Origin of the sequence: Simiduia litorea (genome assembly GCF_042853465.1) — a bacterium.
Classification (GTDB): domain Bacteria; phylum Pseudomonadota; class Gammaproteobacteria; order Pseudomonadales; family Cellvibrionaceae; genus Simiduia; species Simiduia litorea.
Genome location: NZ_AP031497.1, coordinates 2,814,708 through 2,835,952, shown reverse-complemented (window position 1 = coordinate 2,835,952; position 21,245 = coordinate 2,814,708). Strand labels below are relative to the sequence as shown.

The 21,245-nt window shown below is 49.5% G+C and carries 25 protein-coding genes; 15 read left to right on the top strand and 10 right to left on the bottom strand.

The window, feature by feature from the left end; translation table 11 throughout:
• Positions 1–12: 12 nt before the first annotated feature.
• The 3 genes from ACGHTT_RS12580 to arsC are packed head-to-tail and all read right to left on the bottom strand — an operon-like array spanning position 13 to position 1,389.
• The gene (locus ACGHTT_RS12580; RefSeq protein WP_390590994.1) at positions 13–435 is read right to left on the bottom strand and encodes a DUF2069 domain-containing protein; all 423 of its coding nucleotides are present in this window, start codon (positions 433–435) and stop codon (positions 13–15) included.
• Positions 428–1,045 (bottom strand): NAD(P)H:quinone oxidoreductase, encoded by a 618-nt coding sequence (gene wrbA / locus ACGHTT_RS12575; protein ID WP_390590992.1) that lies wholly within the window; start codon positions 1,043–1,045, stop codon positions 428–430. The genes ACGHTT_RS12580 and wrbA overlap by 8 nt, the downstream gene beginning before the upstream one ends.
• Positions 1,045–1,389 (bottom strand): arsenate reductase (glutaredoxin), encoded by a 345-nt coding sequence (arsC, locus tag ACGHTT_RS12570; protein ID WP_390590991.1) that lies wholly within the window; start codon positions 1,387–1,389, stop codon positions 1,045–1,047. The genes wrbA and arsC overlap by 1 nt, the downstream gene beginning before the upstream one ends.
• A 144-nt stretch (positions 1,390–1,533) precedes the next feature.
• Between arsC and ACGHTT_RS12565 the strand changes: the two genes are divergently transcribed.
• The 4 genes from ACGHTT_RS12565 (at position 1,534) to ACGHTT_RS12550 (ending at position 4,378) form a co-directional block, all read left to right on the top strand.
• Positions 1,534–2,898 (top strand): YihY family inner membrane protein, encoded by a 1,365-nt coding sequence (locus ACGHTT_RS12565; RefSeq protein ID WP_390590990.1) that lies wholly within the window; start codon positions 1,534–1,536, stop codon positions 2,896–2,898.
• Complete coding sequence (locus tag ACGHTT_RS12560; RefSeq protein WP_390590988.1) at positions 2,899–3,336, top strand: TlpA family protein disulfide reductase; 438 nt, start codon at positions 2,899–2,901, stop codon at positions 3,334–3,336.
• Positions 3,337–3,404: 68 nt separating this feature from the next.
• Positions 3,405–3,770 carry a response regulator gene (locus ACGHTT_RS12555; protein WP_390590987.1) on the top strand — a complete coding sequence of 122 codons (366 nt, stop codon included), beginning with the start codon at positions 3,405–3,407 and terminating at the stop codon, positions 3,768–3,770.
• Positions 3,767–4,378, top strand: a complete 612-nt coding sequence (locus ACGHTT_RS12550; RefSeq protein WP_390590986.1) for a hypothetical protein — start codon at positions 3,767–3,769, stop codon at positions 4,376–4,378. The genes ACGHTT_RS12555 and ACGHTT_RS12550 overlap by 4 nt, the downstream gene beginning before the upstream one ends.
• A gap of 5 nt (positions 4,379–4,383) precedes the next feature.
• Here ACGHTT_RS12550 and ACGHTT_RS12545 read toward each other — a convergent pair whose 3' ends face one another.
• Entirely contained in the window at positions 4,384–5,064 is a 681-nt protein-coding gene (locus ACGHTT_RS12545; RefSeq protein WP_390590984.1) for a histidine phosphatase family protein, read from the bottom strand.
• A 94-nt stretch (positions 5,065–5,158) separates the two neighbouring features.
• On the opposite strand from ACGHTT_RS12545, the gene ACGHTT_RS12540 reads away from it, so the two are divergent.
• The 5 genes from ACGHTT_RS12540 to ACGHTT_RS12520 all read left to right on the top strand — a co-directional run bounded on the left by ACGHTT_RS12540 (position 5,159) and on the right by ACGHTT_RS12520 (position 10,767).
• Complete coding sequence (locus tag ACGHTT_RS12540) at positions 5,159–6,049, top strand: LysR family transcriptional regulator (RefSeq protein WP_390590983.1); 891 nt, start codon at positions 5,159–5,161, stop codon at positions 6,047–6,049.
• Positions 6,050–6,121: 72 nt separating this feature from the next.
• Positions 6,122–7,597: a phospholipase D family protein gene (locus tag ACGHTT_RS12535; RefSeq protein ID WP_390590982.1), complete on the top strand. Its 1,476-nt coding sequence runs from the start codon at positions 6,122–6,124 to the stop codon at positions 7,595–7,597.
• Between the two features lie 18 nt (positions 7,598–7,615).
• Positions 7,616–8,887, top strand: a complete 1,272-nt coding sequence (locus ACGHTT_RS12530; protein WP_390590981.1) for a valine--pyruvate transaminase — start codon at positions 7,616–7,618, stop codon at positions 8,885–8,887.
• 62 nt (positions 8,888–8,949) lie between these two features.
• Complete coding sequence (locus tag ACGHTT_RS12525) at positions 8,950–10,239, top strand: NAD(P)/FAD-dependent oxidoreductase (protein WP_390590979.1); 1,290 nt, start codon at positions 8,950–8,952, stop codon at positions 10,237–10,239.
• A gap of 21 nt (positions 10,240–10,260) precedes the next feature.
• A complete protein-coding gene (locus ACGHTT_RS12520; protein ID WP_390590978.1) occupies positions 10,261–10,767 on the top strand; it encodes a BLUF domain-containing protein in 507 nt (168 codons plus the stop codon).
• Between the two features lies 1 nt (position 10,768).
• Here ACGHTT_RS12520 and ACGHTT_RS12515 read toward each other — a convergent pair whose 3' ends face one another.
• On the bottom strand, positions 10,769–11,281 hold the full coding sequence (locus ACGHTT_RS12515; RefSeq protein WP_390590977.1) for a lytic transglycosylase domain-containing protein: 513 nt from the start codon (positions 11,279–11,281) through the stop codon (positions 10,769–10,771).
• A gap of 61 nt (positions 11,282–11,342) precedes the next feature.
• Complete coding sequence (locus ACGHTT_RS12510) at positions 11,343–13,067, bottom strand: proline--tRNA ligase (protein WP_390590975.1); 1,725 nt, start codon at positions 13,065–13,067, stop codon at positions 11,343–11,345.
• A 79-nt stretch (positions 13,068–13,146) separates the two neighbouring features.
• On the opposite strand from ACGHTT_RS12510, the gene ACGHTT_RS12505 reads away from it, so the two are divergent.
• On the top strand, positions 13,147–13,572 hold the full coding sequence (locus tag ACGHTT_RS12505) for an HIT domain-containing protein (RefSeq protein WP_390590973.1): 426 nt from the start codon (positions 13,147–13,149) through the stop codon (positions 13,570–13,572).
• A 35-nt stretch (positions 13,573–13,607) separates the two neighbouring features.
• Here the strand turns inward: ACGHTT_RS12505 and bfr are convergent, their stop codons facing one another.
• Positions 13,608–14,078: a bacterioferritin gene (gene bfr, locus ACGHTT_RS12500; RefSeq protein ID WP_390590971.1), complete on the bottom strand. Its 471-nt coding sequence runs from the start codon at positions 14,076–14,078 to the stop codon at positions 13,608–13,610.
• Positions 14,079–14,222: 144 nt separating this feature from the next.
• Complete coding sequence (locus tag ACGHTT_RS12495) at positions 14,223–14,429, bottom strand: bacterioferritin-associated ferredoxin (protein WP_390590970.1); 207 nt, start codon at positions 14,427–14,429, stop codon at positions 14,223–14,225.
• A gap of 331 nt (positions 14,430–14,760) precedes the next feature.
• Here ACGHTT_RS12495 and ACGHTT_RS12490 point away from each other — a divergent pair, with 331 nt between their 5' ends.
• On the top strand, positions 14,761–15,363 hold the full coding sequence (locus tag ACGHTT_RS12490; RefSeq protein ID WP_390590969.1) for a peroxiredoxin: 603 nt from the start codon (positions 14,761–14,763) through the stop codon (positions 15,361–15,363).
• Between the two features lie 730 nt (positions 15,364–16,093).
• Positions 16,094–16,366 carry a PilZ domain-containing protein gene (locus ACGHTT_RS12485; protein WP_390590967.1) on the top strand — a complete coding sequence of 91 codons (273 nt, stop codon included), beginning with the start codon at positions 16,094–16,096 and terminating at the stop codon, positions 16,364–16,366.
• 29 nt (positions 16,367–16,395) lie between these two features.
• On the opposite strand, the gene ACGHTT_RS12480 is transcribed toward ACGHTT_RS12485, so the two are convergent.
• A complete protein-coding gene (locus tag ACGHTT_RS12480; RefSeq protein ID WP_390590965.1) occupies positions 16,396–16,905 on the bottom strand; it encodes a hypothetical protein in 510 nt (169 codons plus the stop codon).
• Between the two features lie 208 nt (positions 16,906–17,113).
• Between ACGHTT_RS12480 and ACGHTT_RS12475 the strand changes: the two genes are divergently transcribed.
• Positions 17,114–17,764, top strand: a complete 651-nt coding sequence (locus ACGHTT_RS12475) for an OmpA family protein (RefSeq protein ID WP_390590963.1) — start codon at positions 17,114–17,116, stop codon at positions 17,762–17,764.
• 75 nt (positions 17,765–17,839) lie between these two features.
• On the top strand, positions 17,840–18,319 hold the full coding sequence (locus tag ACGHTT_RS12470) for a hypothetical protein (protein ID WP_390590962.1): 480 nt from the start codon (positions 17,840–17,842) through the stop codon (positions 18,317–18,319).
• 98 nt (positions 18,320–18,417) lie between these two features.
• Here ACGHTT_RS12470 and ACGHTT_RS12465 read toward each other — a convergent pair whose 3' ends face one another.
• Positions 18,418–19,764, bottom strand: coding sequence for a substrate-binding domain-containing protein (locus ACGHTT_RS12465; RefSeq protein WP_390590960.1), 1,347 nt, complete (start codon positions 19,762–19,764; stop codon positions 18,418–18,420).
• A gap of 212 nt (positions 19,765–19,976) precedes the next feature.
• Between ACGHTT_RS12465 and ACGHTT_RS12460 the strand changes: the two genes are divergently transcribed.
• Positions 19,977–21,191, top strand: a complete 1,215-nt coding sequence (locus tag ACGHTT_RS12460; RefSeq protein WP_390590959.1) for a M24 family metallopeptidase — start codon at positions 19,977–19,979, stop codon at positions 21,189–21,191.
• The last annotated feature ends 54 nt before the right edge of the window (positions 21,192–21,245 follow it).

Here is a 21,245-nt window from a genome sequence, read left to right as displayed (position 1 = left end):
TACCTATGAAAGCTAGAGGTTAGATTTAGTTGGCTGATGCGCTATGTATTGTAGCCAGCGGCTGGTCATCATTGCGGCATTAAAAAGCACCACGCTGGCAATGAGATTGACCCATCCGTAGCTGTTTGCCATCGGTGACATCACGTGCGTGACTGCAACGATAAAGTAAAACAGCACCACAAAACAGAGCCAGCTGAAGGTGCGGTAGTGTTTTACCCACATGCCGGGAATAAACAGTAGCAGTGGTATGGATTGTAACAGCAGTAGCGACACGCGCGCGTCGGGTTCGACCAAGTACTCGATCAACGCGCTCAGTAGCAGTATGCCAGTGGAGCCAATGGCTAAGCTCCAGCCCCATCGGGCTTTGCGATAAACATTGGGGATGGGTTTTGGGCTGTTTTCAGGTGTCTGTGCCACAGGTTCAGAGTCAGTCATAAAGTTTACTTGCCAGAGTTGCCAGACGTTTCCCCAGAGCCACACACAGGGCGGATTCATCGTCGGTTAAGGTCGTCGAGTGATTAGCAGCCCAGTGGCTAGCACCGTAAGGTGTGCCGCCGGATTGCGTGGTGTGTAGTTTTGCCTCGCTGTAGGGTATGCCCACATACAGCATGCCTTGGTGTAGAAGAGGCAGCATCATTGTCAATAGGGTGCTTTCCTGCCCCCCGTGCAAACTACTCGTGGAGGTAAATGCGCAGGCCGGTTTGTTAATTAAGCTGCCGTTCAACCATAGATCGGAGGTACCGTCGAGAAAGTATTTTAACGGCGCCGCCATATTGCCAAAGCGCGTAGGACTACCGAGGGCTAGGCCTGCACATTGAGCCAAATCTTCTTGGTTGCAGTACAGGGCACCTTGTTCCGGTATGTCAGGCTCTGTGCACTCTGTCGTTGTCGACACGGCTGGCACTGTGCGGATGCGCGCCGTCATGCCCGCGCTCTCAATACCTCTAGCAATTTTCTTCGCCATGGCTTGAGTACTGCCACTGCGAGAGTAGTAAAGTACCAAAATGTAGGGGTCAATATCGGCTTTAGATCTTTCGGTAAGCATTAAAGAAGCTCCAGCACGGCCTCTGGCGGTCTACCAATCTTTGCCTTTTTGCCTTTAATGGCAATGGGGCGCTCGATAAGTTTGGGGTGTTTAACCATGGCCGCGATTAGCGCTTCGTCGGTCAGGGCGGGGTTGGCCAGATTTAGGCTTTTGTACTCTTCTTCGCCTTTGCGCAAGAGGTCCCGAGCCTTGATGCCGAGCTTTTTTAGCACGTCGGTGAGTTCAGCAGCGCTAGGGGGCTGCTCTAGATAGCGAATAATACTCGGCGCGACGCCCTTCGATTCCAGTAGGGCGAGGGCTTCGCGGGATTTGGAGCAGCGCGGGTTGTGGTACAAGGTAACCATAGTGTGTGCCATTTGTGTGTGCAGGGTCTAAATTACGTAGCGCGTCGACGCCTGTCTGTTATCAAAGGTTCTGAAAAGAGGTATTGTAAACAGATAAGGCCATAGGCCCAACTAATCAAGGTCCAGCTTGACGCGAGGAGCAGTATGACAGGCGGTATTTTTGGCACATTTTGGCGGCTTTTATCCGAAGTCTACCACCAATTTAACGAAAAACACTGCCAGATGAGCGCCGGCGCGCTGACGTTTATGACGCTATTCGCCATGGTGCCGATGATGACGGTGACCTATTCGGTATTTTCACTATTTCCTGCGTTTCAAGGTATGGATGAGCAGTTAAACCAGCTTATCTTTTCAAACTTTCTGCCTGAATCAGGTACGGACGTCAGTGAATACCTAGCCAACTTTACTCAGCAGGCGCGTAAGTTGAATTTAGCCAGCGTACCGTTGCTGGTAGTTACCGCTTATTTAATGCTTAAAAATATTGAGAAAACCTTTAATCGCATCTGGGGTGTCAAGCAGGCGCGCAGGGGGATTTCGAATTTTCTAATCTATTGGGCGATCCTGACCTTGGGGCCTTTGTCCTTAGGTATCGGTGTCGCCATGAGCACCTATTTCTTTTCGTTGAAATTTTTTTCCGCTGAGGGTGCGAACACCTTTAGTTTGTTGACGACCTTCCTAAGCTATCTACCGCTACTGCTTACTGCACTGTTATTTTCTTTGCTGTTTGCCGCGGTGCCAAATTGTAAAGTGCCTATTAAAAAGGCGATCATCGGTGGCGTATTGGTCGCGATTTTGTTTGAACTGCTGAAACGCGCTTTCGCCATCATTATGGCCAAGTCTTCCTTTGCTGTTATTTATGGTGCATTTGCGTTTTTGCCTCTGTTTTTGATTTGGGTAAATATTACTTGGATTTTAATACTCGGCGGCGCAATTTTGGTGCGGGTTTTAAGTACCAATAACCGGGTAACCTTGAGTGTAAAATACCCAGACTTGGTAGCTGCACTTATTGTCCTTTGGGAGTTTCGCCAGCGCTTGGGCTCAGGTGAATCTATCGCCGATAGCGATTTGTTGTCAGTGGGTGTTGGTGCTGAGCAGTGGCAGCGATTACGCGATGCGTTTCTAGAGCATCAAGTGATCGCCGTGACAGCCCAAGGGGATTATGTTTTATGCCGCGATCTGGCCTTAATTAGCCTGCGTAAATTAGCGGATATCGTCGAAGTTGAAGCGCAAATGCCCGGCGTGTCAGATTACTTACAGCAGTTCGGTTGGTTCAGCGCCGTGGCACCGAGGTTGCTCTCGGTCGATCAGCACACCGAGCAGCAATACGATGTGCCGCTGGCCGAACTCTTTGCCACACAATTAGAGCGGCCAGAGTACGACAATGAAGGCGAGGGCCTTGAAATGTTGCGCAGTGAATTGTCCGATACAGATACGGCGCTGCCGGCGCTCGCGGACGATGAGCAAACTGACCGATGGGCATCTGGGCAGGTAGCGGGTTCCAAGCCCTAAATGATGAAAGTTATACTGCTTTTACTCTGCTTAGGTTTGGTCGCTTGCGACCCAGGCCACAGCGTTTTAATCGGACCTCAGTCACAGCCTTTTGACGCCTCTGGGCGCTGGTTGGTGGTCAATTATTGGGCGGTTTGGTGCAAACCCTGCGTGAAAGAGATTCCCGAACTCAACGCGCTGGCACAATCAGAACCTAACCTTGTGGTGCTGGGGGTGAATTTCGATCAGGTACCGATGCAACAGCTGCAGGCACAGCGGGACGCTTTGGGGATTCAGTTTCCACTGCTAATGTCTGATGCTAAACGATTAGGCCTAGAGAAACCCAGCGTCTTGCCGACAACCTATCTTATTAACCCGGCTGGAGAGGTGGCCATGACGCTGATTGGCCCCCAATCATTGGATTCTTTGCGCTTTGCGCTAAAAACCAAAGGTTACTAATCAGGCAAGCCATGTATGCCTGTCTATACTAAGCAGATACGGTGTTAGATCGGAGAAGAAGAGTACCGATGGCAATCCCTTTGTTAATTTGCGATGACTCCAATATGGCGCGTAAACAAGTTACGCGCTCACTACCTGATGGTTGGGATGTGGCTATCACCTACGCCGCCAATGGTGTTGAGGGTATGGAAGCGGTTCGAGCAGGCAAGGCGGAAATGGTGTTCTTAGACCTAACGATGCCAGAAATGGATGGCTATGAAGTGCTCGAGCATATTCGCCAAGAAAAGCACAAGAGTATCATCATCGTCATTTCAGGCGATATTCAACCCGAGGCGCGGGATAGGGTGATGGCCTTAGGGGCCCTCGACTTTATCAAGAAACCAATTAATAAAGAAAAGTTGGCGGAAGTTCTGCATAGGTACGGACTGATATGAGTTATCCACTGCCGTTTTCCGAAACCCATCGAGATTGCCTCCAAGAGGTCGCAAATATTGCGATGGGCGCGGCGGGTGAGTCTTTGGCCGATTACTGCGGTGGGTTTGTTGAGTTACCCATCCCGGTTATTCGCTATATTGAGCCCTCGAAACTCTCGGAGACTGTGGTCAGTTTGCAGGGTGCTCAGCGGGTGTCGGCGTGTGCTCAGTCGTTTGCCACAGAGATGGGTATGGCCTATGCGATGGTCGTGGTGGCCGACGATGATTTAGCCACCCTGGCTCAGGCGCGCGGATTGCCGTTGGAAAATAATGAGCAGGAACAAAATTTACTCAAGGCGCTGACCGGCGTCATTTGCGATACGTGTCTCGCCAGTTTAGCGGAGATAGCTGAGCGACGTTTTAAAGTCGAGCCTGTATTTGTGGTGGCCGTGCACGAACCACTGGAGGCGCTGCAACTCGACGATTTGGTGTCTGTGGATTTTGTCACCAGCGTCGAAATAAACTACCAGCTTGAAGCGAGTGATTTTAATTGCGACTTGCTGCTTCTCTTCCCCGAAACCTTGAACCAACCGCTGCTAGATCTGCTTGATCAAATATTGTTGCAATAGCGCTGCTAGGCTGACGTGATAGCGTGTAGTCGCTCAGGGTGTTCTAGGTGGCTCACGCTGTTAAAGCCGCTCAAGTGGTAATGACTACCATCATAGTGTAAACGCGTAACGCTGCTGTTTTTGATTTGTAGGTTGAGCTGAATAGTAGCGCGATTATCTAAGCGCAACAGTTGCCTGAGTATTGAGGCAATAACGCCGGCCGAGGTTACAATAATTGAACGACCATCTTTGAGTGGTTGAAGTTCTGCCCAGGCTTGCGCCACTCGGTGGTGAAAATCCAGCCAGCTTTCTTGATGTGCATGGAGCTTTAATCCACTCTCGGCCCAGGTTTCCATGGCCGCTGACAGCAGGCGATAAAGGTCGTTACTGGTTGGTTTGTCGGCCAATGGATAGCCAGGATTTAACTCTAGATAAGACATCACAACACTTTCAAAATCAAACTCCTTAAAGCCAGATTGCTCTAATGCTGAGGTGTGGCCAAGATGACCGAGGATGGGTTCGGCGGTTTGCTGCTGCCGCTTCATGCCACCACTTACTACCATGGCCGCTTTAGGGTTGAGCTGGTGCTGGGCGTGTAAGTAATCTGCCAGCCATTGTGCCTGCTGGTAGCCGAGCGTTGACAGTTGATCGTAGCTTGGCCCCCCAAGAGACGCTTGACCGTGGCGAACCAATAAAACTTCCGTCATTTGAACAAATTCCTTCCATGAAGGCCTATAACCACTGTTGATTATAAGCGGCGCAGTTTATTATTTAACTTAATAGTTAGATGGGGCTATCCCAGTGCGACTTCAACAGCTAGATCTTAACTTATTTGTGGTTTTTGAAGCGATTTATCGCGAGCGAAACCTGACTCGCGTTGCCAAGCAGCTGCATATTACCCAGCCCGCCGTGAGTAATGCCTTACATCGTTTGCGCGAACAGTTGAATGATCCCTTATTCGAGCGCGCCCATAAGGGTATGGTGCCAACGCCAGTGGCTGAAAGTATGATTGAGCGCGTAAGGGAGGCGCTGGGTCTGTTGGCGTCTAGCATTGAAACCCCAGCCTTGTTCGATCCTGGCACCAGTCAAAAGAATTTCCAATTTGCCATGAACGACTTAGCTGAATCGTTGGTGCTTGGGCCGCTATTGGCACAAGTGAATCAGCTGGCGCCCGACATGAGTGTTGCCAGTGTGAATTTGCCACGCCGTGAAATCGTGGCAGAGCTGGCTAGCGGCAGTTTGGATTTTGCCATCGATGTGCCTTTCCTTCCCATGGCTGATTTACGCCATGCTCCCTTGTTACAACAGCCTTATGTGTGCGCTTTTCGTACCGGGCACCCAGCCTTAGCGCAACCGCTAGACTTAACGCAATATCTGGCCCTGCGTCATCTGCATGTATCTAGCCGGCGCACGGGTTTTGGCTACATTGATAACGCTCTGCATCAACTGGGGCAGTCGCGCAATATACAATTGCGGGTGCAGCACTATTTAGTGGCACCGGATATTGTTCGCAGCACAGATTTGGTATGGACCTTACCGCGTCCCTTGGCGGAGAAATTTGGTTTAGAAGTGAGGCCCTTGCCGTTCGCATTGCCTGGGCTTGAGCTGCAACTATTTTGGCATAGACGCAACGATGAAAGCGCAGCTAATGAATGGTTGCGTGGTTTACTGTTAGCAACACCCATGCAGTAGGAGCAAGGTGAAATGGGGGTGAGATGTAAGCTGGTTAGCCTAATCACGTTATTGATTGTTCAGGTCGGATGCGTGAGTTTACCAAAGCAAGAATCGAGGCTCGAAACGTTGAGCATAAAAAATACGCAACATACGCACTTGGGTAAATTAGTGCAGCACGTGGCAGCCGATAGTTCGGTACGTCAACAGGCGTTTTTACCTTTGAACGATGGGCGAGAAGCCTTAGTTGCAAGGTTGGCGCTGATACAGCAAGCCGAAAAGTCGATTGATGTGCAATATTACCTGTACCACAACGATACGGTTGGGCGCCTGTTTACCCAATATTTGATTGAGGCGAGTCAGCGCGGCGTGCGCGTGCGTTTACTGGTCGATGATATGGCTACCAATTGGCGCGATAAGGATTTTACCGTCATTGATCAGCACCCAAATATTGAAGTGAGATTGTTCAATCCCTTCGCCATTCGCGGTGCATTGCGATCGACACAATTTTTATTTGATTTTTCCCGCGTTAATCACCGCATGCACAATAAGGCTTTAATTGTCGACAATCAAATGGCTATTGCAGGCGGGCGCAATATTGGCAATCAGTATTTTTCCAAGGGCGGTGTGCAATTTTCAGATTTGGATATGTTGATTGCCGGTAGCGCCACAGACGAATTATCGACAGTATTTGATCAATACTGGAACAGTGACCAAGTTTATTCGATTTCACAGCTTGTTAAAGCCGACCAACTGACACCGAAGGCTCGGCAAGCTGTGCACCAGTATTTGATTGACAGTCTAGAAACACCGGAGGCTAAGGTATATTTAGACGAGCTAGAGCAAACTGACTTTTATCAGCGAACTAAAAATAATCAGTTGCATTGGTTTCATGGCCGCGTTGATATCTTTGCTGACCCGCCGAATAAGCGACTCGATAAAAACAAAGATGCGTACCTGATTTCCATGTTAAAACCATCGTTGGATGATGCGAAAGAAAGCCTTTTCATCCTATCGCCTTATTTCGTGCCGGGCGACCAAGGTGTGGCTTATCTAGCGGAAAAAGTGCAGCAAGGTGTTGAGGTAACGGTGGTAACCAATAGTCTGGCGGCGACGGATGTTAGAGCGGTACACGCTGGCTACAGTCGATACCGCAAAGTCTTGCTTGAGGCCGGTGTTGCCCTCTATGAAATAAAGGCCGTACAAGGCAAAGCCGATAAGCGTTGGCTGGGTTCGAGTAAATCGAGTTTGCACGCGAAAACGTATGTCGTCGACGAGCGCACAACCTTTGTTGGCTCTATGAATCTAGACCCCAGGTCCATAGATATTAATACAGAAACAGGTGTTATCTTCCACGACGTGGCATTGGCCAAGTATTTATTGCAGCAAATAGAGACAGGTCCCGATGGTCGGTATTGGCGGTTGGGTCTGAACCAAGGAAAGGTAGCTTGGTATGAGTCCGATAACCTTGGCAGCGAACCGGATTTTACTACTGAGCCTCAGTCGGGGTTTTTTAGTCGCGTTTGGATTAAATTTATAGGGCTGTTTCCGATCGAGAGTCAGCTCTAATTAGCGATGAGTAACCTTATGAAATTGTCAGCATTTGGACAGAAATTCGCCGGACAAACGGGAGCCTCATCGTTAATGGACGATTTGGGCTCGGCGCTAAATGATAATCCAGATATGTTGTTTATGGGCGGAGGAAACCCCAGCCGAATTCCAGTCATGGAGCAGGTGTTTAAAGCCCGGATGCATGCACTTGCCGATAACCCCGAACAGTTGTTTGGCGCCTTGGGCGTGTATAAATCGCCACAGGGTGACACGCGCTTTCTTAAAGCCATGGCCGATTTACTCAAGCGCGAGCAGGGCTGGGCATTAACCGAGCGCAATATTGCCGTTTCTAACGGCAGCCAGTCTGCTTTTTTTGTGCTGTTTAACCTTTTTGCTGGCGCGATGGGGGATGGCTCCCATCGCTATATTCAGTTGCCATTAGCGCCGGAATATTTAGGTTATGCCGATAGCGGTTTAAGCCCAAATTTTTTTCACGCGGCTAGGCCAACGATTGAGTTACTCGAGGGTAACTTATTTAAATACCACGTTGATTTTACCGCGCTCCAGATCACGCCAGAGACAGCAGCTATTTGTGTTTCTCGACCCACAAATCCTACTGGTAATGTCATTAGCGATGCTGAATTAGCTGGGTTAAACCAACTGGCTTTAGCCCACCAAGTGCCGTTAATCATCGATAATGCATATGGAACACCCTTCCCCAATATTCTATTTACCCAAGCCACGCCTTTGTGGAATGAAAATACCATTTTACTGTTGAGTCTATCGAAACTCGGCTTGCCCGGAGCCCGCACAGGTATTGTTGTGGCTAGCGAACAAGTGATTAAAGCCTTCAGTAATGCCAATGCAGTATTGAACTTGGCCTCGGGGAATTTAGGCCCTGCGCTGGTACAGCCGATGGTGGAAAGTGGTGAATTAATTCAACTGGGTCAGCAGGTCGTGGGGCCCCACTATCAGCGCAAGGTTACCGAAGCCTTGGCAGTTTGTCGTGCGGCATTGGCGGGCACGCCGTTTCGAGTACATAAACCTGAAGGGGCGATTTTTTTATGGCTTTGGTTTCCCGATCTACCGATAACCAGCGCCGAGCTATATCGCCGTCTAAAAGCACGCGGCGTATTAGTTGTTTCTGGACATTATTTTTTCCCTGGTCTGGGTGACGATTGGGCGCACTGTCATGAGTGTTTGCGCGTCAATTATGCGCAAGATGCCGATACCGTTCAGCGTGGTTTCCAGATTATCGGTGAAGAAGTGAGACGCGCTTATGCCGACGTCCAATCACCTAAAAGATAGTTTTTTTGCTCGGCTGCCGCGGCAGCTGTGCGACAGTTTTTTTAACCTTTGGAGTACTTTAAATGAATATTGTTATCGTGGGAGGTGGTGCTGGTGGTCTTGAATTAGCGACGCGATTGGGCCGCAAGCTTGGCCGACCGGAGCGGGCTACTATTACCTTGGTGGATAAAAGTGCAACCCATATTTGGAAGCCTTTGTTGCACGAGGTGGCTACTGGTGTGTTGGATGCGGGCATTGATGCCGTGAGCTATCGCGCTCATGCACGGCGCCATCACTTTCGGTATCAACAGGGCGCGCTCTCGGATATTAATCGAGAGGCTCGGGAAATTACCTTGGCTGCCATTGTCGATGATCGCAATCGAGAGGTGGTTGGCGAGCGCAAAATAGCCTACGACTACCTTGTTATCGCTCTGGGCTCCTCTACCAACGACTTTGGTACGCCTGGCGTGAGTGAGCACTGTATTTTTCTCGATGCGCCACAGCAAGCCGAGCGCTTTCATCAGCGTATGTTGAATGGCTTTATTCGCATTGATTCCGAGCGCCAGCGAGACACGGCCCTGCGTATTGCTATTGTAGGCGCCGGTGCTACGGGCGTTGAGCTGTCGGCGGAGTTGCACAATGCCGCGCAATGGTTATCTGTTTACGGTTTACCCAACATCAGCCGCGATCGATTAAAAGTGACGCTGGTGGAAGCCGGCCCTGGTATTTTGCCGGCACTGCCTGAAAAAATTTCTGCTAAAGCGCATCGAGAGCTGGCTAACTTAGGGGTTGAAGTGCTGGTGGATACTCGCGTCGCGGCCGCCGAGGAGGAGGGGCTTCGCACTGCGGAGGGAAATCTTATCAGAGCCGATTTAATGGTGTGGGCGGCGGGCATTAAGGCGCCGGATTTCTTGGCCAATATTGCTGAGCTCGAAACTAATCGCATTAATCAGCTCGTGGTGCGCAGCACCTTGCAAACCACGCGCGATCATCGAATATTTGCCTTAGGTGATTGTGCTGCGCGAGAAATGCCCAATGGCCGCAACGTGCCGCCGCGAGCGCAATCGGCACACCAAATGGCTGATTTGGTCTACTCCAACTTACTCGCCATCGTTAAAAGTAAACCACTGAAGGACTTTACCTATCGCGATCATGGCTCACTTGTGTCCCTAAGCCGCTTTAGTACGGTTGGCAGTTTGATGGGGAATCTCACCAAGGGTTCGATGATGATTGAAGGTCGTTTGGCCAGAGTGATGTATATTTCTCTTTACCGTATGCATCAGATTGCCATTCATGGCTGGCTGCGCACAATATTAATCTCCATTAGCGAGAAAATAGGGCGGGCGGTCAGACCAAAACTAAAACTACACTGATCGGGTTGAGGGCTATAATTGGTGGGTGCCGGTTTTGGTGCCTGTCAATTATTGGGAGTTCAGTTATATTTAATGCCTAGATTATTGATGTACTCCAGTGAAATTAATCACCGCCTACTTGACGTCGAAGACAGCTTATTTGAATGTTTAAGTGACATTCAGAAAAAATCGCAGGTGTGTAATATTGTACTAGGTGTCAATGGTGTCTTGGTCGTCGATAGTGGTCGATTTGTGCAGATACTTGAAGGTGAGCATGATGAGATCGAATATTTACTAAAAAAAATAATGTCCGACCCTCGACACGACAACCTTCAAATCCTTATTGATGAACCAGTACGTAGCGCGTCTTTTACCTCTTGGAATATGGAAGTTTTCATACTAGATGATCAGGAGTCTATTCCAGTGACGGTTTTAGAAAATTTTCGCGACGCTTATTTGAGAAATGAAAAACCTAACGGCAGGGAATTAGGTCAGTGGGTTAAACGATTGATGACCCATCCAGACATTCGCTTCTCCAACAAAGAATGATTTAGCGCCAGCGCTGCCAGGCATTAAGAACTTTTTCTGAATACCAATATTTGCCATAGGAGCCGTTGTAGCGTGCTAAAGCATCGGCCCAGTGGCCGTCAGATCGATTGATATAGTGTTTGAGGATGGTGCAGCCATACCGTAGGTTGGTATGCATATCGATGAGGTTGTCGTCAGCGCGACCAATTTCGAGTTTCCAAAAGGGCATAACTTGCATCATGCCTTGGGCGCCAACCCGCGAAACAGCGTAGCGATCGAAGGCACTTTCAATTTCGATCACCGCTAAGACCAATTCTGGTTGTAAACCGGCGCGTTTCGCTTCGCTGTGCACTGCGCGCAAGATGGTTAAGCGCTTTTCCGGTTCTTTGACGAACCGGTTGAGCTTATTGGATTGCAACATTAACCAGGCTTCGGCGTCAAAGCGATCGACAAAGCTATCGGAAGATTTAACAGCGTTTAACAGTAGGGTTCTTAATTCGTCGTCAATCTCAGGCGTTGCCGTGTTCGCTAACACGTGATGGCTATTAGCGAAGCCAAGCACAAGTGTTAGCAAGACACAGCAGCAAGCGCGCACGTTAGGCGACTTCTGTCTTGATGTAGTTGACGATGCCGGCTAAAGGCAATTGACGGCTTTCGCTGTCTCGGCGACCTTTGTATTCAACTTCTTGGGTTTCCAAACCACGGTCGCCAATAACGATACGGTGTGGAATGCCCATAAGTTCAGCGTTGGCCAGCATGACACCGAGTCGTGCCTTGTCTTCATCCATAAATAAAACGTCTACTCCAGCGGCTATGAGTTCGGCGTAGATCGTTTCACAGGCTGAGCGAACGGCCTCAGATTTATTCATGTTTATCGGTACAAGTGCCACGTGGAAGGGCGCGATGGCTGTCGGCCAAACGATACCGTTCTGGTCGTGATTTTGTTCAATGGCAGCAGCGACGACGCGGGTCACACCAATGCCGTAGCAGCCCATGGTCATGGTTTCTGCTTTGCCATTTTCACTCAATACTTTTGCGCTCAGCGCCTCTGAGTACTTAGTGCCGAGCTGGAATATGTGGCCAACCTCGATGCCGCGTTTGATATCCAATTGGCCTTTACCATCGGGGCTTGGATCGCCAGCGACAACATTGCGCATGTCTTCGATACGCGTGCATTCGGCATCGCGCGACCAGTTTGCGCCAGTAAAGTGGAAGCCATCTTCGTTGGCGCCACAGGCAAAGTCTGCCAAGTGAGCGGCGGCGCGATCAACAATCATCTCGATCGCTAAGTTGATTGGGCCGATAGAACCAACGCTTACACCTAGGGCCGCTTTCACTTGTTCCTCTGAGGCGAAGACTAAGGGATTGGCGACACCGGCGAGTTTCTCCGCCTTAATTTCATTGAGCGCGTGATCACCGCGTAAAACCAGTGCAATGAGCGACTGCGGTTGGTCTTGTTTCGACTCGCCTAGGACGATAAGTGTTTTTACCGTGTTTGTAGGGTCGATGTTGAGGGTCTGACAAACCTCTTCAATGGTAGTGACATTTGGCGTCGCCACTTTGGTCAGGGTTTGGTTTGCTGACGGGCGGGTGCCAGCGGGGGCAATGGCCTCGGCCTTTTCGATATTCGCGGCGTAGTCTGAGCCGTCGCTAAACACGATTGCGTCCTCACCACTGGCGGCTAACACGTGAAATTCGTGGGAGAAGGCACCGCCTATTGAGCCGGTATCCGCTAGCACTGGGCGATATTTTAAACCGATTCGGTCGAAGATATTGCAATAGGCTTGATGCATGGTGTCGTAAGTTTTTTGCAAACATGCTTGGCTGGCATGAAAGGAGTAGGCGTCTTTCATGATGAATTCGCGCGAGCGCATGACGCCAAAACGCGGGCGGATTTCGTCGCGGAACTTGGTTTGAATTTGATAAAAGCTAGCGGGTAGCTGTTTGTAAGATTTAATTTCGTTGCGCACTAAATCGGTGATGACCTCTTCATGGGTCGGACCTAGGCAAAAAGCGCGTTGGTGGCGATCGGTTATACGCAATAATTCTGGCCCGTATTGCTGCCAGCGGCCGGATTCTTGCCATAGCTCAGCTGGTTGTACCACAGGCATTAGAACCTCTTGCGAGCAGGCGGCGTTCATCTCCTCGCGCACGATGGCTTCTACTTTCCGCAACACCCTTAAACCGAGTGGTAGCCAAGTATAGAGACCTGAGGCAAGTTTGCGGATCATGCCCGCCCTTAACATCAGCTGATGGCTGATCACTTCTGCATCGTTGGGGGTTTCTTTAAGGGTGGCAATCAAAAAACGACTAGCGCGCATGGCTTTCTCTTTAATAGATCATGAACTTCAAACCGGCTATTCTAAGGGGCATAGGCCAATGGGCACAATGAGGTAGGTTATGTTTTCCCTTCACCCGCAGTTAGAAAAAGATTCCGTGCTATTGGGGCGAATGGCGCTATGTCAGGTGAGATTGAGTCTCGACGCCAATTATCCCTGGTGTTTATTGATCCCTGAGCGGGCATCAATCACTGAAATTCATCACCTCAATGAGCAGGAGCGCCATGTTTTGATGGATGAGTCCTGTTTACTTGCCGAGGTGATGGTGAGCTTATTTGACCCAAAAAAGATCAATGTAGCGGCTCTTGGCAATATGGTGCCGCAGCTGCATCTACACCATATCGCTCGTTTTGAGCAGGATGCCGCGTGGCCCGGCCCAGTTTGGGGTAAAGTCCCTAGTAAAACCTATGAGCCCGATAAATTGTTGCGCAGGCAAGAAAAGCTCATCAATGCGTTGGCGGGAGAAAACTTTACGGCTGCTAACTAGACGCTAATAAAAAGCCCGCTTAAGCGGGCTTTTTATTAGGATTCCATTTGCGATTGTTGGTAGTTCTGTAAACCCACACGCTCAATGAGGCCGAGCTGGGTTTCCAGCCAATCCACGTGCTCTTCTTCAGATTCCAAAATATGCTTCAGGACATCCCTGCTTATATAGTCCTGCACTGACTCACAGTACTTAATCCCCGCTTTTAGATCGGGAATCGCTTTAAGTTCTAACTTAAGGTCGCAGCTCAGCATTTCCTTAACGTTTTCGCCGATCATCAGCTTGCCCAAGTCCTGAAGATTTGGGATGCCTTCCAGAAATAGGATACGCTCGATCAATAGGTCGGCGTGCTTCATTTCGTCGATGGATTCGTGGTATTCCTTATCGGCCAGCTCTTTCAGGCCCCAATCTTTATACATGCGCGCATGTAAAAAATATTGATTGATGGCGATGAGTTCATTGCCAAGCGCTTTGTTGAGGTGGACAAGTACTTGCGGGTCGCCTTTCATACAAGGGCTCCATTTGCTCGAAAGTGTAAGTGAGCAAGTGTGTGCCTAGGTTCGGCGTCTGTCAAGAATTTAGGCTGTAAGTGTTTGAAATATAAGGGATTGAGCTAGATTTGTAGCGTGATTAAAAATACGAATGCTTAGCGTTTATGCCGCGGCGTAGAACAGATCGCCACTGCCACCGGTGTGCATTTGTAAGGTTTCATCAATTATTTCTTGTGCCAGCATGCTGCATTTGCCACATTGACTCGCCACACCCAATGCCTTGCGCACTTTGCGTAAGTTAGTGGCACCGCCCGCAACAGCGTCGGTTATTTGGGAGTCGGTAATGCCTTTACAGATGCAGACGTACATAGATGTTTCTTCACTGGATAGTTAAATCACAGTTGAGGAGTTTACGGTAATAGGAATCATTGTCAATAGCCGATAGGAATAATTCTTATTTATAACTGTTTGTTTGGACTACCCTTGAATCTGCTGCAATCGGAACCATATACAAATTCAATGAATATGGCGGCATTAGCAGGCTACTATAGTGCCGCTGACATTTTTCCTGATGGTGGGCGTTACTTTGGTAATTGGCGCCGTCTGTATTTTGGTTGACGCCGCTTATCTTGAGTCGACCTTTAAGTTTACCGCGTTACCCTTACAAACCCTGTATTCGAATTGAACAAGGAGATAAAACATGGGCGTATTAGTAGGCAAGCAAGCACCAGACTTTACCGCAGCAGCAGTATTGGCATCTGGCGAAATCGTTGATGAGTACAATTTGGCCGCGAGCATTAAGGGCAAGAAAGCAGTGGTGTTTTTCTATCCACTTGATTTCACCTTTGTTTGTCCGTCTGAGCTGTTGGCTTTCGATCATCGCATCGAAGAGTTTAAAAAGCGCAACGTCGAAGTGATTGGTGTGTCTATTGACTCACACTTCAGCCACAACGCCTGGCGTAACACTCCAGTAGATCAAGGCGGTATCGGCCCAGTTCGCTACACCTTGGTTGCCGACATCACACACTCTATCTGTAAAGATTACGATGTTGAGTCTGACGGTGGCGTAGCCTTCCGCGGCTCCTTCTTGATTGATGAGGATGGGTTAGTGCGTCACCAAGTGGTGAACGATCTGCCATTGGGCCGTAACGTCGATGAGATGTTGCGCATGGTTGACGCCTTGGCGTTTAACCAAGCCCATGGCGAAGTGTGCCCTGCGGGTTGGAAAGATGGCGATAAAGGTATGACTGCATCACCAGAAGGTGTGGCTGCTTACCTGAAAGAAAATGCTGACAAGCTATAAGTCATTCGGCATTTCAAAAGGCCGCACCTTTAGGTGCGGCTTTTTTTTGCATGGTGTTTTTACTACTTGTAGGGGTGTCGTGGTTGGGACGGCGTGGAAAATGTTTGCTGGAGTTAAAAGCTGCGCGAGTGTAGGGCGTTAATGTGACAGTAACCACACTATCTAAGATTAGTTTGTCATTCAAATACGCTATTTTTATACCTATTGGCGCTAAAAAATGCCGAAACATGCTTCAAGTTAGTGAACCCTTCACAGCTGGCAAAGTTTTGACCTGTCTAACCTGTCAGATATTTCCACACCCTAAGGTTGGTCGCTTGAATCGTTGATTTGGTGCCGACAAAAAAATGGCACCTGAACATATTGACATATATAACTTGTTGTTTTTTATGATTATTTTTCTTGCTGATTAAATTTTAATCAATCCGTATCTGCCCCGCATAACTAGGGCAATTGGCGCTGTTTCAAATGGGTCATGCACAGACTTATCCACAGAAAGTGGGGATAAAACTGAAATCTGATCAAAAAACAATCGAGCCGAGGGCGCTACTTAGTACAATAGTTTGAATTTATTCTTTGGCAGATTGTAAGTCGTGCACTTGGTTCTAAAAATGACCGGTTACATAGGATTTGCCGCCTATACTGAAATGGATTTTGCCGCAGTGGCGACGGGCAAGTTGACTTGCTTCTCCAGTTCATTGGTTATTATTTAGACGCTTCTAGGGAGTATATTGTGGATTCAGAGCGACGCAGATATGCGCGTCAAGCGACATCGATAAGAGTAGAGATGACGCACCCAGCCTTCGGCACCTTGGTTGGCTACACGCGCGACATCTCCGATGGCGGTGCGTCTGTGCAGCTCGAAACCGAGCAAGTGCCACCGCCGGGAACGTTAGTGCATGTGATCTTTAAAAAAATTGCGGGGCAGATTAACGACGACCCTGTTGCAATGAAAGTGATGCACCAAGAAAAGAACACGATAGGGCTAATGTTTTGTCCTAAATAGCCAACCTGACACGCGAGTGATCTAATGGATCACTCGCGACAATGTTTGGGTAGGGTTATCTCCGCTGGGCTTTGCTTTACGAGGCGAGCCAATTCATCGCACGCCAAGTCTTGGTTCCCGCGTAAATCCAACGTTTGCAACTTCAATAGCGCTAAGACCGCATCTGTACTTTTGATGCGATTATTCTCCAGTAGCAGCACGTTTAATTTACTGAGCTGAGCGAGCGGCTCGATGATCTCGATATCATTGTCAGAGAGGTTAAGTGCCTCGAGCGCTGAGAAGTAACCCAAACCGGTTAGATTTCTGATTCCTGCGTGGGTGCAGCTCAACTGAGTGAGTTGCGTCACGGCTGTGATGTTTTGGTCCTTTATCGTTTGGTCTAGGCAATTTTGCAGGTTGTTGTCGGCCATTTGGAATTGCGTCAGGGCGGGGGCGGGTTTGTATATTTCGCGGTCGTTCAGCGTTACCTCGTAACCCTGACAGGCGTACAGCAAGGCGCTGCTTAGGCACAGCAGTATAAGATGTTTGTAATCAGTCATTTATTGCACCCCGTATGGAATGGCGCAGAGCATAACTGCAGTGGCATTGAATAACCAGTTTCGATAAATCTATCCGGTAATGAGATAGCCACCACTTATCCCAACACTATAACCCTTGTATACTGCCGCACGTTAAATGAACTAAGTCTCTGCGCTTAGGTCTTAACCGCGCTATTTCAGCTTTTATGACTCTTTTTTGAGGTGCACAATGCGATTTTTACTTATTGCTCTTTTGGCTTTGACAATGGCGGCTTGCCAGACAATTGATCCTTACACCGGTGAGGAAAAAACCAGCAATGCAACCACGGGTGCGGCTGTCGGTGCGGTTGCCGGCGCGGTTCTCGGCGCGGCAACAGCGAAAAAGGGTAAAGATCGCGGCAAGGCTGCTGCAACCGGTGCCGTGATAGGTGGTGTTGCCGGCGGTGGCGTTGGCTACTACATGGATCAACAGGAAGCAGCTTTGCGTCAGGAGCTTCAAGGCACCGGTGTTCAGGTGCGTCGAGACGGCGATAAGGTGTATTTGATTATGCCGGGTAACATTACCTTCGCCAGCGGCCGTCATGAAATTCGCAGCGACTTTTACCCAACCCTGAACAGTGTTGCCAAAGTGTTAAAGAAATTTAATAAAACCGCGATTAAAGTTGCCGGCCACACCGACTCTGTGGGCAGTGATTCCAGCAACCAAGTGTTGAGCCAGCAGCGCGCTTCCAGTGTTGCTCAGTATCTGCAAGGTCAACAAATCCCGGCAGGCCGTATTCAATCAGTGGGTTACGGCGAATCTTACCCAATCGCAAGTAACGAAACTGCCGCTGGGCGCGAGAGCAATCGCCGCGTTGAATTAGAATTATTGCCCTTGTAAGCTTGCTGGCGCTCACTGAGGTGGGCGCCGTTTATCAACTGAATATGCACAATACCATAGGGATGTAGATTGTCGATGATGCGCTTATCCTTGTTATGTCTGTCCCTCAGTGCGATTGGCTTGATGCCTGCGGCTATTGCCGACACAGAGGTCGACGTTAAACCCCAGATCTTAGCCAAGGTAGTCGAGCGCGAGTTTCTTTACAGTTTTGGCCTTTCAAACCCAGGTACGCTGGGTGTTGATCGCGTACGTTATGAGCTGGAAATTGTCGATGCGTGGAATGACAATCTCGTGTTAGCTAAAGGTCAGCGGATTAGCGTTATTACGCCAGGTGGCTGCGATCGCTTGCTAAAGGCGGATGAACGGTATCTGTTGCCCATGCACCTTGTCTCCTCTGTCAGTGAGTCCGAAGCCCATAGCGAGGCTGCGCTGCCAGCTGCGCAATGGCAAAGTGATTGTACGGTGGCAACCGAAGACGCGGCGAAGAAAACCATTGCTCGGCTAAATCAACAGCGCCAAGCGCATTCTCCAGAACTGCATTTAAGTGCAAATTAATAGCCAGCCTCTTTTAGGCACCTGAATCGAAGATTGTTAAGTACTTTCGATAGTGCGGAAACCTGCGCGTTTGTGCCCCAAGCTGGAATCCTTTGCACTTACTGCAACCAAACTTCTACCCGTTGATTCCGCTCTTTATTCGATCCATCGACCTGCTTGCTGGCACCGAATCCGGCGACTGGCGCAGAGCCGATCCCCTGATTGTATAGCGCCATTTTGACCGCGGTAGCCCGTAACTTTGAAAGTACCGTGGCGCGCGAAGCGGTTTGTTTGGCATCGCCAAAGCCGATCAATAGCAATTGTTGGTTTTGTTGCTCCGGTTGCGCCATAAACGCGGCTAAACGCGCGACATCTTGCAGGGCTTTATTATCTAATTCAGCACTGCCGGCGTTAAAGCGAATATTGACTGAAAGACGCTGAGCGTTTTTAACGAGCGCCAGATAATCTGGATCTTCGATATTGTTCAGATCTGGTTTTACCAAGCTTGGATTTTGCGATACATAGCCGACGTCTTCTACGACCGACTGACCCGCTTGGCCCTGAGCAAAATGAATAAAATCGTTGACCAAGGGATTGCTCGAGTTCGGTGATAGATACAGATAAAGGCGCCGCGACAACAGGTAATCCTCGGTGGCAACGGCGATTTCAGTGGGCAGCATGGCCTCGGTGCCTTGGTTGTAGATGGCGAGTGCCTTGGCTTTATTCACTGCGGCTAGGCCGACAAAACCGATGCCGTTAATATTACCGGCAACGTGCTTGGAAAGTTCGTCGTTGGATTCAAAGCGCGCTGTGCCTTTAGCTAGCGGCAGCTTACCCAGTACCAAATTTTTAAAGGTGTCCCAAGTGCCGGAGTTTTCGTCTCGGGCGTAGCGCACAATATCGCCTTGCCCGCCGCCAAGCTGGCTCCACTGGCTTATTTCGCCAGAAAATATTTTGGCCACCTGCTCACTGTTTAGTGCAGCTAATTTATTTTGCGGGTGCACGATGATGGCGAGCCCGTCGATGGCGATGACTTTTTCCGCTGCAAAACTCTCCATGTCGCCGAGGTGTGTAAGCATTTGTACTTCTTCGGACTTGATCCGGCGCGATGCCATACCGATGTCGGCAGACTGGTTATCTAGGCCTTCGAATGCGGTAGAGGAACCGTGTGCAGCGATATCGATATAACTTGGCTGAGTCTGATTGGATTGAAAGCCGATCACGCGATATTCGTTTTCACGACCTAGGGCTTGACGGCTAATATTGATCAAGCCTTTTGCTTGCAAGTATTGTTCAGCCATTCGAGGCACCAGCTCGGCGCCTACTGTGTTAGAACCCTTGGCGGTAAATAGTAGGCCTTCGGTCACCCTTGGCATATCGGCCAAGCTAAGCGGTGAAAGGGTTAGCCAAATCGCACCTAAGGTGGCATACAGTAGGTTGCTTAACGGCTGTGGCTCATTGCTCATAGTGACTTCCTTTTGAGTCTGGGGCTGAATGCGGCTGGGTTTGGGCGCGTGGCAAGATATGACAGTCATGTTGCAGTTTGATGACGCCTGAAAGACGAGTCTGATATTTTATTGGGGAATTGTGACGCTCAAGAGTCTAATCAGCACGAAGGCTTTAAAGTGTATACAATATTTTAAAGTCACCCTTCACGGTTACATTGAGAGAGTGAATTATGACCAAGTGTTTAGGTGTAGGTGGCTCAACGCCCGAGCAGGCGTTGGCAAAACTACAGGTGATGAACGCCGATGTAGCACCGCTGCCGGTTGCTGAATTTCAGGCCCGAATTGCGCGCGCACAAGCGCTGATGCAAGCGCAAAATATCGCTGCTATGTATTTGAATGCTGGCACCAACCTTTATTACTTTACTGGAATGCAGTGGTATGCCAGCGAGCGCATGGTGGGTGCAATCTTGCCGGCTACTGGTGAGTTGCAATTCATTGGCCCAGCCTTCGAAGAAAACACCCTCAATGAATTCATGCTTGTACCTGGCACCTTTCACGGCTGGCAAGAGCACGAGAGTCCCTACGCATTGTTTGGTCAGGTGTTGGCACAACTTGGTATTAGGGATGGACTGATTGGTCTCGATGAGAGTGCGTCTTTCTTTATCACCGATGGCATCGCTAAGGCCTGTCCTGCTTACCGTTGGGTTAATGCCGATGTTATCAGCGCCGGTTGCCGGATGCAGAAGTCAGAACGGGAAATCGCCTTGATGCAGCGCGCAAAAGATATGACCATCGAGGTACATAAGGCTGCGGCGTCTATTTTACGTGCAGGCATCAGCACAACGGAGGTTAAAAACTATATTGATGACGCGCATCGCGCGGTGGGCGCCACGGGGTCTTCTTTTTGTATCGTTTTATTCGGCGTGGCATCGAGTTTTCCGCACGGGGTGAAAAATCCGCAGATATTGCAAGACAATGATTGGGTGTTGATCGATACCGGTTGTCAGCTGCACGGCTACAATTCCGACATTACTCGCAGCTTTGCCTTTGGCGAGATAACCGAACGCCAGCAGCAAGCATTTGAAGCCGAGCGGTTGGCGCAGCTGGCTGCCTTTAACGCGGCGCAACTCAATGCCCCCTGCGCTGCGCCCGATGATGCGGCACGAGAGGTTTTGGCTGCGCAGGGTTTTAGTGCCGATTATGCACTACCGGGTCTGCCACATCGAACCGGTCATGGCTGTGGTCTCGATATTCACGAATGGCCTTATCTTGTGCGCGGCAATCAAACGCCCTTAAAAACAGGCATGGTTTTTTCTAATGAACCCATGCTGGTACTGCCAGGTGAGTTTGGCGTGCGTTTAGAAGACCATTTCTATATGACTGATACAGGCCCGCGCTGGTTCACTGAGCCGTCGCCATCACTGCAAAATCCTTTTGGGTTGTAAATGAAAGGTGATATGCGTGTTTTTTGTGCACAGTGCCTTGGCTAAGCCATAAAG